General features: G+C 46.6%; 10 protein-coding genes. All 10 read left to right on the top strand.

Translation table 11 applies throughout. The features are described from left to right. Positions 1–9 precede the first annotated feature (9 nt). The 10 genes from HXN26_RS00345 to HXN26_RS00300 all read left to right on the top strand — a co-directional run bounded on the left by HXN26_RS00345 (position 10) and on the right by HXN26_RS00300 (position 12,677). Positions 10–879 (top strand): DUF58 domain-containing protein, encoded by an 870-nt coding sequence (locus tag HXN26_RS00345; RefSeq protein WP_024999728.1) that lies wholly within the window; start codon positions 10–12, stop codon positions 877–879. After that, positions 879–1,946 (top strand): BatD family protein, encoded by a 1,068-nt coding sequence (locus HXN26_RS00340; RefSeq protein ID WP_273158074.1) that lies wholly within the window; start codon positions 879–881, stop codon positions 1,944–1,946. Before HXN26_RS00345 ends, HXN26_RS00340 begins: the two co-directional genes overlap by 1 nt. 17 nt (positions 1,947–1,963) lie before the next feature. Continuing rightward, complete coding sequence (locus HXN26_RS00335; RefSeq protein ID WP_273158073.1) at positions 1,964–2,932, top strand: vWA domain-containing protein; 969 nt, start codon at positions 1,964–1,966, stop codon at positions 2,930–2,932. Positions 2,933–2,974: 42 nt separating this feature from the next. Beyond that, complete coding sequence (locus HXN26_RS00330) at positions 2,975–3,997, top strand: VWA domain-containing protein (RefSeq protein WP_273158072.1); 1,023 nt, start codon at positions 2,975–2,977, stop codon at positions 3,995–3,997. Next, on the top strand, positions 3,998–4,675 hold the full coding sequence (locus HXN26_RS00325) for a tetratricopeptide repeat protein (RefSeq protein ID WP_273158070.1): 678 nt from the start codon (positions 3,998–4,000) through the stop codon (positions 4,673–4,675). Between the two features lie 5 nt (positions 4,676–4,680). After that, positions 4,681–7,260: a BatD family protein gene (locus tag HXN26_RS00320; protein ID WP_273158068.1), complete on the top strand. Its 2,580-nt coding sequence runs from the start codon at positions 4,681–4,683 to the stop codon at positions 7,258–7,260. A 16-nt stretch (positions 7,261–7,276) separates the two neighbouring features. Beyond that, entirely contained in the window at positions 7,277–7,978 is a 702-nt protein-coding gene (locus tag HXN26_RS00315) for a phosphatase PAP2 family protein (RefSeq protein WP_273158066.1), read from the top strand. A gap of 11 nt (positions 7,979–7,989) precedes the next feature. Then, the gene (locus HXN26_RS00310) at positions 7,990–9,264 is read left to right on the top strand and encodes an S-adenosylmethionine:tRNA ribosyltransferase-isomerase (RefSeq protein WP_273158064.1); all 1,275 of its coding nucleotides are present in this window, start codon (positions 7,990–7,992) and stop codon (positions 9,262–9,264) included. Between the two features lie 251 nt (positions 9,265–9,515). Further along, on the top strand, positions 9,516–10,706 hold the full coding sequence (locus HXN26_RS00305) for a DUF2027 domain-containing protein (protein ID WP_273158063.1): 1,191 nt from the start codon (positions 9,516–9,518) through the stop codon (positions 10,704–10,706). Between the two features lie 15 nt (positions 10,707–10,721). Then, positions 10,722–12,677 carry an NAD(+) synthase gene (locus HXN26_RS00300; RefSeq protein WP_273158062.1) on the top strand — a complete coding sequence of 652 codons (1,956 nt, stop codon included), beginning with the start codon at positions 10,722–10,724 and terminating at the stop codon, positions 12,675–12,677. The last annotated feature ends 5 nt before the right edge of the window (positions 12,678–12,682 follow it).

The raw sequence follows: 12,682 nt of genomic DNA, 5'->3' as shown, positions 1-12,682 counted from the left end.
GGATAACGAATGAACGCCACCGAAATACTTAGTAGGGTACGAAAGATAGAGATTAAGACACGACGTCTTAGTCAGAATATCTTTGCTGGGCAATACCATTCAGCCTTTAAGGGACGTGGTATGGCCTTCTCTGAGGTGCGCGAATACCAGTACGGCGACGACGTTCGCGACATTGAATGGAACGTTACGGCACGCTTCCATCACCCCTTTGTGAAAGTATTCGAAGAAGAACGAGAACTCACCGTGATGCTGCTCATCGACGTCAGCGGCTCGTTAGACTTCGGAACAACCCATCAAACAAAACGAGATATGGCCACAGAGATAGCTGCAACGCTTGCTTTCTCGGCCATACAGAACAACGATAAGATTGGCGTAATCTTCTTTTCAGACCGCATAGAGAAGTATATCGCACCCAAAAAGGGACGAAAGCATATTCTCTACATCATACGAGAAATGCTCAATTTCAAGCCCGAAAGCAAGAAAACCGACATTAGCGCAGCATTAGAGTTCCTTACTCGTGTGGTAAAACATACGTGTACGGCTTTCGTGTTGAGCGATTTCTATGTGCGTTCCGACTTCCAACACGTGTTGCAGATAGCCAATCGAAAACACGATATCATCGCCCTTCAGGTGTACGACCCACGTGCAAAGGAACTGCCTGACGTAGGACTGATGAAGGTTTGCGATGCCGAAACAGGACACGAAATGCTGGTTGATACGGGCAGCGCAAAGCTACGGAATGCCTATAAGGCCAATTGGATGAAACGACAGAACCAGTTACAGACGATATTCTCCAAGAGTAATGTCGATTGTATATCCATTGCAACGAACGATGATTACGTTAAAAAACTAATGGCACTGTTTGCCCAACGAAGCTAATGAAGAAGTTTTTTGCAACCATAACCCTTGCCCTCGTGGCTCTACTCGCCTCTGCTCAGGTGCGAGTGAAGGCATCTTTGGATTCAACAAGGATACTCATAGGCGAGCGAACACATTGGACCATCACCGTAGATGCGCCCAAAGGTGCACAAGTGGCCTATGCTCACTTTGCCGATACTACCAATGTGCCACACGGAATAGAGGTTTTGGAGCAACACTTAGATACCATTGCCAATGGCAACGCATATACATGGACCTTCCATAGAACACTGACTGCATGGGACGCACGCAACTATGAACTGCCTGCCGTAACTGTCCAGGTGAACGGAAAGGACTATACCACCAACAAACTGGCCTTTAATGTAATAGAAACGAAGGTGGATACGGCGGCAACAGCGCCTGCCCGACCCAGCGACGGCATACAAAAGTCGCCCTTCTTGCTAAGCGAATGGCTGCCATACTACGTACTTTGTCTGCTCGCCGTGCTACTTTTAGTGGCTGCATACATCATTAACCTGCGGTTGAAAAACCAAAAACCGCTCGTAAAACGCAGACAACCCGAACGCAAATTGCTGCCACACGAAAAGGCAATGCGTGCCATCGAACAGGTGAAAACACAATACAGCGGTAGCGATAACGCTGATCAGAAGGTTTACTACACGGCACTCACCGATGTGTTACGACAGTATCTGGAAGACCGTTTCGGTATTAAGGCAATGGAAATGACATCGGCTGAAATCGTGGAAACACTACGACGCGAAGGCAATAGCGAAACAAATGCCGAACTCGAACGCGTGTTTGCCACGGCCGACTTGGTGAAATTTGCAAAGTATTCTACGCAAGACAACGAGAAAAACTACTATCTCGGAAATGTCGTAGACTATATAGAAGAAACAAAAAGTGGCTATCAGCCACCACAAGAACCTGCCATCTCGGAAGCAGAACTGGAAGACAAACGCAACCAGCGCATGCGTCTCATCTTGCGTTGGTGCAAGTATGCAGCCATAGTAACAGCCATTGCGTTCGCCGCAATAGCCGCTTGGGGCATTAGCGAATTGTTGAATTAAAAGGAGGACGAAGCGAAATGGAATTTGCAAACAAAGAATATTTATTGCTGCTTTTGCTCGTTATACCTTATATAATATGGTATTTCCTTTATCGACACAAAAGCGAACCCACCATGAGAATGGGCAATACGTTCACGTTTCAGTATGCTCCGAAGAGCTGGAAGGTGCGTCTTGTGCATCTACCCATGCTGTTACGCTGTGTAGTATATGCTTTGGTGGTTATCGTTCTAGCTCGTCCGCAAACCAATAACCCCACTGACAACGAACAAGTGGAGGGCATTAACATCATGTTAGCACTCGATGTGTCGGCCAGTATGCTCTCAGATGATGTGGAACCTAACCGCATCGAAGCAGCAAAAGCGGTGGCACGAGAGTTCATTAGCTCACGTCCGAACGACAATATCGGACTGACTATCTTCGCAGGAGAAGCCTTTACGCAGTGTCCAATGACCACCGACCACGTGTCATTGCTCAATCTTCTGGCGGGAATAAGGGGAGATATCTCGACAAGCGGACTGATACAAGACGGTACCGCAATCGGTATGGGACTGGCAAATGCCGTCGGTCGCCTCAAAGATGTAAAGGGAAAGAGCAAGGTTGTGATACTTTTGACAGACGGAAGTAACAATGCGGGCAACATATCGCCCCTCACTGCCGCTGCAATAGCGAAGAAATTCGGCGTCCGTGTCTATACAATCGGACTCGGAACAGACGGTACTGACGCCTTTGGAAGGGTAGTTGGCGAGATAGATTATAAGACATTGCAGAACATTGCAATGCAAACCGATGGCGAATTCTACCGCGCACAGAGCCGTAGCGAACTATCGCAGATTTACAAGGACATCGATAAACTGGAGAAAACCAAGCTCGATGCCACCTCGTATGCCAAGCGATACGAAGCCTATATGCCCTTTGCCATGTTGGCATTGTTGGTGTTCTTCATCGAAATAATGTTGCGAATAACAGTGTTTAAACGTATTCCTTAATGGCCGCACAGGCGTTCGGAGAGGATAAGAATAATAGAAAGAATGTTCAGATTTGCTAATCCCACATACTTATGGTTGCTCCTGCTGATTCCATTATTGGCAGTGGTTTACCATGTTTGGGCTTTTAAAAGAAGCAAACGCATGGCTCGTTTCGGCGACAAAGAACTATTGAAGCAACTTGTACCAGGCTATTCGAAGTACCGCCCGTTGCTGAAATTCTATATAATGGAGGCGATTCTGACGCTCATCGTGCTGATAGTGGCACGCCCACAGATGGGTACGAAGATATCAAAAGATAAGCGTGAGGGCATAGAAGCCGTGATAGCGCTCGACATTAGTAACTCTATGCTGGCCGAAGATGTCGTTCCTTCAAGGTTAGAACGTAGCAAACGACTCGTGGAAGACTTGCTAAACCATTTCACAAACGATAAAATCGGACTCGTAGTCTTCGCTGGTGACGCCTTCGTTCAGCTTCCAATTACTGCCGATTACATATCTGCTAAGATGTTTTTAGATAACATTAGTCCTTCGCTCATAGGCACTCAAGGCACCGATATAGCCAAAGCTATCGACCTATCGCAGCAAAGTTTCTCGCAGAACAGTAAGTTTGGCAAGGCCATCATCATCATTACCGATGGCGAAAACCACGAGGGTGGAGCAGAAGAGATGGCACGTAAGGCGGAGAAAGCAGGCATTCGGGTCTTCATTCTCGGCATTGGCTCAACCACAGGAGCACCCATTCCGATGGGCGAAGGCTCGTATTTGCAAGACAAAAACGGGCAAACAGTCATGACAAAGCTCAACGAAGACATGTGTCGGAAGGTGGCTGAGGCAGGAAAAGGCATATATATACACGTCGATAACACTGCGGCAGCAGAGCAATTGCTCGACAACGAGATTGCAAAAATGCAGCACGGAGAAATTGAAAGCGTTTCGTACAGCGAGTACGCCGAACAGTTTCCCGCCCTTGCAGCTATTGCCTTACTACTTCTTATCGTAGAGGCGCTGCTCATAGAGCGTAAGAATCCGTTGCTCAACCGCATCAATCTGTTTACAAAGAAATAAATGATAAGGAAGTTATACATATTGTTTTGCCTTGCTTTTGTCGTTGTTTCGGCAACAGCACAGACCGATAGGCAGTACATTCGTAGGGGTAATGCAGCCTTTGCAGCTAAGAAATACGGCGAAGCAGAGACCAATTACCGCAAAGCTCTTGCCGCTAATGGCGAGAATGCGATAGCTGCTTACGACCTTGGTTGCGCCTTACAAGCGCAGCACAAAGATTCTTTGGCAATACAAAACTATACTTTGGCAACGAAGAACGAGGTGAACTCATCACGCAAAGCAAGTGCTTTCCACAATCTCGGCACAGTGTATCAGGGCAAGAAAGAGTATGAAAAAGCCATCGATGCCTACAAAAATGCACTGCGAAACAATCCGAAACATTCCAACGCACGCTACAATCTGACCCAGTGTATGCGTCTTCTGAAGCAACAACAGCAGAACAACAAGCAAAACAACCAGCAACAGAAGAACGACAAAAACAACAAAAACAAAAATAAGAACAAAGATAATAATAAGCAGCAGAAGCCTCAAAACAAGAACAAAGAGGACGACGGAATGAGCAAAGACAATGCTGAACAGATGCTCAATGCAGCCATGCAAGAGGAGAAAGCAACGCAAGATAAGCTCAAAAAGTATATGCAACAGCCTCAAAGCAGGCACTTAGATAAGAACTGGTAAACGTGATGATGAGACGATATATTAACATAATGCTTTCTATTTTGCTACCGCTTGCAGCGTTGGCACAGCACGTTCGTGTTACAGCACCGCGACAAGTAGAAGTCGGAGAGCAATTTCAAGTAGAGTATATAATCTACACTGACAACGTAGAAGGGCTGAAGTTGGGCAAGATGCCAAACGGTATCGAATTGCTGGCAGGGCCTTACTATACTTCGCAAAGGAACTTACAGATGGTGAATGGCCACATGAATAGTTCTTCGTCAGAGGCGTACAGTTATGTATTTATGGCTACGAAGCGTGGTAATTACACCCTTCCGCCTGCCCGAATCAATGTCAATGGGCAGACGTTAGCGTCTACACCAGTGAAGATTACGGCTATAGGAAATGCCAATTTAGGCAGAACGGCACAGTTAAACAGTAGCGGAAGGCAAGACGTTACACCATCACGAAGCGAGAATAGAGGCATTGGAAGCAGAGATTTGTTCGTTAAGGTAACGGCAAACAAGCACTCTGTGCACGAGCAAGAGCCTGTCTTAATTACTTATAAGGTATATACAACCGTCAATTTGGTACGTATGGCAGGTAAGATGCCAGATATAAAAGGTGCTCATGTGCAGGAAATCGCTTTGCCACAGCAGAAGGTTTTCCGCACCGAACGAATTAACGGACGCAAATATCTCACCACTACTTGGAGCCAATATGTAGTATATCCGCAAGTAACAGGTAAGCTACGCATACCTTCTGTAAGCTTTACGGGCATCATTCGGCCCGAGATGGACGACTTCGATCCATTTGGTTTCATGAGCGATGGGGCCGATATACAAAAGCAACTTAACGCCGCTGGTCTTACCATTGATGTATTGCCATTGCCTCAAAAGCCTACAAACTTCTCTGGAGGAGTAGGCAATCTCACCATCACAGCACAGTTAAACAAGAACGATGTAAAGGAAGGCGACCCGATAAACCTACGCGTTGTCATTGGCGGAGTGGGCAATTTGAAACTGATGCGCAAGCCCGTTGTGAAGTTCCCAGAAGGCTTTGACGTTTACGATCCTAAGCTAATGGACAAGACTCACCTCGCTTCGAACGGCGTAGAAGGTAGCATGGTGTACGACTTCTTGGCGGTTCCACGCAAGCAAGGCGAGTATACCATACCACCAGTAACCTTTGTTTACTTCGACACAGCGACCCAAACGTACAAGACCCTCAGCACGGAGGCCTTCCATATCAAGGTTGCTAAGGGCGACGGAACATCGCAAAGCGTTGAGGCTTTCACGGATAATAGCAATCAAGACATACGCGGATTGAAGACAGGAAGCGAACAAACGCTTGTCGAAACAATCTTCTTTGCCTCTTGGACCTATTGGGTTCTCATGGCATTGATAGTAGTTTGCTTCACCTGCACCCTTATTTTGCTACGCAAACGTGCCAATATCCGAGGCGATATTGCCCGCTTTAAGGGTAAGAATGCCGAACGTGTGGCTCTCAACAGACTGCATAAAGCAAAGGTTTTCCTTGAGATGCGCAAGGCAGAAGACTTCTACGACGAGAACCTTCGTGCCCTTTGGGGATACGTAAGCGACAAGTTGAACGTGCCAGTAGAGCAACTTTCGCGCGACAATGTGAAGGAAAAGTTCGCTCAACTCGGTATCAATGGCGTTGTAATCGATGAGTTTATCGCTGCATTAGACGAATGCGAGTTCCAGCGTTACGCCCCTGGCGACGAGCGAGGCAATATGTCTATGACTTACGATGCGGCTATAAAGGCCATCACCGATATAGAAGAAGCAAAGAGAAACCTACGCACTAAGACGACAGAAAAGAGCAGTGGCAAGACATTCTTGCTGTTGTTGGCCATCGCTTTTGCCCTTTTCGCCCTCTCGCAGCACGTGTCTGCCGCTACAATGAAGGACGCAGAGAAGGCTTATCGCAAGGGAAATTACGCTGAAGCCATCAAGAATTACAAGGAAATGATAAAGCAACAGCCCAGTGCTGCCCTTTATTACAACCTTGGAAATGCCTACTATCGCAAGAACGATATTACGCAAGCTATCATCGCTTATGAGCGTGCGTTGAAGCTATCGCCCAGCGACGAGGACACAAGATACAACCTACAGCTGGCTCAAGCAAAGACAATCGACCGCTTATCGTCTGACTCTGACGTCTTCTTCATGCGCTGGTTGCACACAGCAGTCTACTCTCTGAGCATTGATGCTTGGGCTGTTGCCAGTTTGGTATTTCTCCTTTGCAGTCTTGTTTTTGTTATGTTATACCTTCTTGCCACCAGTATCAAGAAGCGCAAGTTAGGTTTTTTCACAGCCGTAAGTTTCTTCTTGCTGTTCGTTATCAGCTTTGTCTGTGCGAAAAAGCAGCTGAACGATACACGAAATACCACTGAAGCCATCATCGTTGCTTCCATTGCGACCGTGAAATCGACCCCCGATGCGAAGGGCGAAAATGCGATGACGTTGCACGAAGGAACGAAAGTTGAAATCGTAGACAACAGCATGGACGACTGGAAAGGCATACGTTTGTCGGACAAGACAACAGGTTGGATACCAGCCAACCAGTTAGAAGAGATATAAAAAAGCTATAACCAAGATGGACTTACAGACTTTTTTAGAATACGACAAAGCATTGCTGTTGGCGTTAAATAGCGACGACAATCTTTTTCTAAGCCACGTAGCACTCGTCTTTACTTCGGGTTTTACGTGGATTCCCATGTATATTTCCTTATTATTTTTAGTGATTAAGAACAACGAAAAGTGGAGTCGTATCTTCTTAATCATGGGCACTATCGCTGTATCTATGCTTATTTCGAACGGTCTAAACGGCGGTTTCATCAAGCCATACGTCGGTAGACTGCGCCCATCGTTCGACCCTTCGCTTGCAAACAGCATTGAATTGGTGAACGGTTACACCGCCGAAGGGTTCAGTTTCTTCTCCGCTCACGCCTGCAACGCCTTTTCTGTAGCTGTGTTCTTCGTGTTCTTGGTGCGCAGTCGCATGCTTTCCATCTTCCTATTGTGCTGGGCTTGCATCACAATATGGACACGAATGTATTTGGGAGTGCACTTTCCGTCCGACGTTTTGGTCGGTACTATTGTCGGAACGCTCAATGCTACGCTGTGCTACTTTGGATATAGCCGCGTGTCGAGCCGTGTTGCGCCCATCTCTCCCTATGTTACCGACCAGTACACCTCAACAGGTTACAGCCTAAAAGATATAGATGTGGTGATCTGCACCATCGTGTTCACCTGCATTTACTGCGTTATCCGTGGTGTCATCGAAGCAGGACTTTAATACCAAATAAGATGTTAGACGAAACAAAACATATAAAAATATCGGATTACGACTATCCGTTACCCGACGAACGTATTGCTAAATTCCCACTTGCACAGCGCGACCACAGTAAACTTTTGCTTTATAAGCACGGCGAAGTAGGCGAAGATGTGTTCTGCAATCTGCCCAACCACCTGCCCAAAGGCGCCCTTATGGTGTTCAATAACACAAGGGTGATACAGGCACGCATGCACTTTCGCAAGGAAACAGGCGCACTCATCGAAATCTTCCTCATGGAACCCGCACAGCCAACCGACTACGAACTGATGTTCCAAACCAATGCACAGTGTTCTTGGCTCTGCATGATTGGCAATCTGAAGAAGTGGAAAGAGGGCACACTGAAACGCTCGTTCCAAATCAACGGACACGATTTAGAACTCACAGCCACCGTAGATCGCACCAAAGCAGACACGGCAGCAGCAGGCGGAACCAACCATTGGGTAGACTTTACGTGGGACAACGACAAGGTGTCGTTTGCCGAAATACTCGAAGCAGTAGGCGAATTGCCCATACCACCTTACTTGAATCGCAACACCGAAGAGAGCGATAAGCAAACCTATCAAACCGTTTATTCGAAGATAAAAGGTTCGGTTGCCGCTCCAACAGCAGGCTTGCACTTCACCGATAAGGTGCTGGCAGCCATCGATGCAGCAGGAATTGTGCGCGACGAACTAACTTTACACGTGGGCGCAGGTACATTCAAACCCGTAAAGAGCAACGAAATAGAAGGCCACAACATGCACACCGAATACGTAGTAGTGCACCGACACACCCTTGAAAACCTTCTTTCGCACAACTGTTCGGCCATCGCTGTGGGTACAACCAGCGTGCGCACACTCGAAAGTCTTTACTATATGGGCGTGAAACTCGAACGCAATCCACAGGCAGCAGAAGAAGAATTGCACGTCTGCCAATGGGAACCCTACGAGCAAGAACACAATGCCGACGGCCTCGTTATCGTAAATGGAAACGCTGTTAGCGTAGAGCGCGCACTGCAAAACCTGCTGACCTACTTAGACAGCAACGCACTTTCAGCCCTTCATTCAAGCACTCAAATCATCATTGCGCCTGGTTTTAGCTACAAAATAGTGAAGATGCTGGTTACCAACTTCCACCAACCGCAGTCTACACTCCTGCTTTTGGTGAGTGCATTCCTTAAAGGCGACTGGCACAAAGTGTACGAATATGCACTCGAAAACGACTTCCGTTTCTTGAGTTATGGCGACAGCAGTCTGCTCATACCCTAACTTCAGCAGCCGAAAAGATACAAGAGAATAACGACAGAAAACAACTACTAAAACGGTAAAAATATTCAACAAAACAGCAAGAAGATAATTCTTTGACTATCAAGAGCTTACAACGATAAAGCAAAAAAGCCTCTTTTACAAAGCAAAACAGGCTCTTTTGCCGTGCAATATAGGCACTTTTGCAAAACGATAGCATACGAATGGTTTTTTGTCAATAATTATTATAGTAATAGAAGTAACAAATATAAGAAATGAAAATAGGCGATAAGGTTCGATTTTTAAGCGAAGTTGGAGGCGGCATCATCTCTGGTTTCCAAGGTAACAAGATTGTTTTGGTACAAGACGAAGACGGTTTTGAAATACCAACGCCAATCAACGACATCGTATTAGTGGGCAACGACGACGTCGCAAAGGCCAAAATAAAGAGTCTGGAACAAACAAACGAAGAACAAGAAGACGGCAAATCGAAATCGATAAAGGCACGACTGAGCGACAGCAACGACACAGCGACCGACGAAAAGTGGGACGAAGTGGAAGAGCCAGACTATGATCCAGCCGACAACTTCGTGCCGCAGCCACGCGAAAGAGAGGGTGGCAACACGCTAACAGCCTACTTAGCCTTTGTCCCAACAAAGGTTCGAGAACTTAATAACACCGATTTCGAGTCGTATATGGTCAACGACAGCAACTATTATATACATTATTTATATATGGTAAGGAGCGGAAAAGAATGGCAATGCAAGTCGGTGGGCGAGATAGAACCCAACACTAAGGTGTTCGTAGAGCAGTTTTCGTACAACGATTTAAACGACATTACCGAAACATGCATACAGCTTTTCGCCTACAAAGTGGACAAACCATTCGAAAGAAAGCCAGCACTCGACACACGAATACATATCGATGCCACCAAGTTTTACAAGCTAAACACCTTCCGTGAGAACGATTTCTTCGACTCACCAGCATTGCTTTACGCCATCACCGAGAAGGCAAAAGTAGACGAAACACGCATCGAACCAAAGCTGGAACTACCTAAAAAACTGCAAGGAAGCCACACCCAGCCCACCATACCACAGCAACAGCCAGCCAGAAAACCCTTAGAAAGAAGGTACGAAAACAACCAAAGCAAAGCAAAACATGCCAAACAAATTCTTAAAAACGATAAAATTGTTGTAGATTTGCATGCTGAAGAGGTTTTGGAAACAACTGCGGGCATGACCGCAGGCGACATCTTGGAATATCAGATGGGCATTTTCCATGCCACATTGGAACAGTATAAGAACAAGAACCAGCAGAAAATAGTCTTTATTCACGGTAAAGGCGAAGGCGTATTGCGCCGTTCTATCCTCCGCGAACTAAACTATCGGTACAAGAAATACCAGTTCCAAGACGCGTCATTCCGTGAATATGGCTACGGCGCAACCCAAGTAACAATAATAACCTAATATATTTTTATAAGAATGAAATACGGATTTATCAAAGTGGCTACGGCTATACCAGAAGTTAAGATAGCCGACACTAAGTTTAATCTTGAGGCTATTGAGAAGCAAATAGTAATGGCTGAAGGGCAGGGGGTTGAGATAATCGTCTTCCCAGAGTTCTGTATTACAGGATATACATGCCAGGATTTGTTCCGCCAACAGCTACTACTCGACGACTCGGAGCACGCTATGATGATGCTACTCGACTTCACACGTCAGCTCGACATCATTACAATAGTGGGCATTCCTGTATGTGTCGGTCCGCTGTTGCTCAACTGTGCTGCTGTGGTTCAGCACGGAAAGATAATCGGTATCGTGCCAAAGACATACCTGCCGAACTATGCTGAGTTCTACGAAAAGCGCTGGTTTACTTCGGCTCGCGACCTTTGTCCAACGCAAATACACTACGCTGGTCAAACCATATTGGTTACCCCAGCTCGCCAAATATTCCGTACCGACGACGGAGTGAAGTTCGGTATCGAGATATGCGAGGATATATGGGCGCCTATTCCTCCAAGTAACGCACTCACATTAGCGGGCGTTGAAATCATGTTCAACCTATCGGCAAGTACCGAACAGATTGGTAAGCACCACTATCTCGAGTCTTTATTGGCGCAACAGAGTGCTCGTACCATATCGGCATACGTATATAGCAGTTGCGGTTTCGGTGAAAGTACACAGGACGTAGTGTTCGGTGGCAACGCGTTTATATACGAAAACGGAACTCAAATCGCCAAGGCAGAACGCTTTTCGCTCGACCCTCAGCTCGTAATAGGCGAGGTAGACATAGAGAAACTGCGTTCTGAAAGACGCTCAAACACTACTTTTGTGAATGCACAAAAGGATATGTACGTTGATCCAATAGGCGGTGTGCTGCCCGAAAAGACATACATTAACTGTCTGCCAAAGGAGAATTTAGAACGCGAATTCACCTTAACACGCAAGATAAACCCCCAACCTTTCATTCAAAGCAGCAACATGGAAGACGCTTGCGAGGAGGTTTTCAACATTCAAGTGATGGGTTTGGCAAAACGTTTGCTACATACCAACTGCCAGAAAGTGGTGCTTGGTGTAAGTGGCGGACTCGATTCTACCCTCGCATTGCTTGTCTGCGTGCGTGCATTTGATAAGTTAAAGTTAGACCGTAAGGGCATTCTCGGTGTTACAATGCCTGGCTTCGGCACCACCGACCGCACCCGTAAGAACGCTATTGAGCTGATGGAAGAGCTGGGAGTGGATATAAAAGAGATTGACATTGCGCCTTCGGTAATCCAGCATTTGAAGGATATTGACCACGATATTGACGTGCACGACTCTACATACGAGAATGCACAGGCACGCGAACGTACCCAAATCTTGATGGATTTAGCCAACAAATACGGTGGAATGGTGATTGGAACGGGCGACCTTAGCGAGCTTGCGCTCGGCTGGTGTACCTACAATGGCGACCACATGAGTATGTATGCCGTGAACGGAAGCGTACCGAAGACTCTCGTTCGCCACCTTGTTACATACGTTGCGGATATTTCTGATAACGAAAAAGTGGCTGAAGCGTTGCGCGATATCGTTGATACACCTATCTCGCCAGAGCTTACTCCAGCCGACGAAGAGGGCAAGATACAGCAGAAAACAGAAGATTTTGTGGGCCCATACGAGCTGAACGACTTCTTCCTATACTACTTCTTGCGCCACGGATTCCAGCCTTCAAAGATTTATTTCCTCGCTACGCAAGCCTTTGGAAATAAGTATGAGGGTGCTGAAATAAAGAAATGGCTCTACAATTTCGTTAGTCGCTTCTTCAAACACCAGTTCAAACGCTCATGTTTGCCTGACGGTCCGAAGGTAGGAACCGTTAGTTTGTCGCCTCGTGGCGACTGGCGTATGCCGTCAGATGCCAGCAGTACCAACTGGTTGGCAGAGATAGAGCAACTCTAAAATAG

Origin of the sequence: Prevotella aurantiaca, assembly GCF_015262605.1 — a bacterium.
GTDB lineage: Bacteria > Bacteroidota > Bacteroidia > Bacteroidales > Bacteroidaceae > Prevotella > Prevotella aurantiaca.
Note: the sequence above shows the minus strand (reverse complement) of the source record. Positions and strands in the feature narration are given on the sequence as shown.

Excerpts from the sequence above, each read along its gene's own strand:
- HXN26_RS00335 (WP_273158073.1), top strand. The coding sequence starts at position 1,964 with ATGGAATTTGCAAACAAAGAATATTTATTGCTGCTTTTGCTCGTTATA.
- HXN26_RS00340 (WP_273158074.1), top strand. The coding sequence starts at position 879 with ATGAAGAAGTTTTTTGCAACCATAACCCTTGCCCTCGTGGCTCTACTC.
- HXN26_RS00300 (WP_273158062.1), top strand. The coding sequence starts at position 10,722 with ATGAAATACGGATTTATCAAAGTGGCTACGGCTATACCAGAAGTTAAG.
- HXN26_RS00330 (WP_273158072.1), top strand. The coding sequence starts at position 2,975 with ATGTTCAGATTTGCTAATCCCACATACTTATGGTTGCTCCTGCTGATT.
- HXN26_RS00320 (WP_273158068.1), top strand. The coding sequence starts at position 4,681 with ATGATGAGACGATATATTAACATAATGCTTTCTATTTTGCTACCGCTT.
- HXN26_RS00315 (WP_273158066.1), top strand. The coding sequence starts at position 7,277 with ATGGACTTACAGACTTTTTTAGAATACGACAAAGCATTGCTGTTGGCG.
- HXN26_RS00310 (WP_273158064.1), top strand. The coding sequence starts at position 7,990 with ATGTTAGACGAAACAAAACATATAAAAATATCGGATTACGACTATCCG.
- HXN26_RS00325 (WP_273158070.1), top strand. The coding sequence starts at position 3,998 with ATGATAAGGAAGTTATACATATTGTTTTGCCTTGCTTTTGTCGTTGTT.
- HXN26_RS00345 (WP_024999728.1), top strand. The coding sequence starts at position 10 with ATGAACGCCACCGAAATACTTAGTAGGGTACGAAAGATAGAGATTAAG.
- HXN26_RS00305 (WP_273158063.1), top strand. The coding sequence starts at position 9,516 with ATGAAAATAGGCGATAAGGTTCGATTTTTAAGCGAAGTTGGAGGCGGC.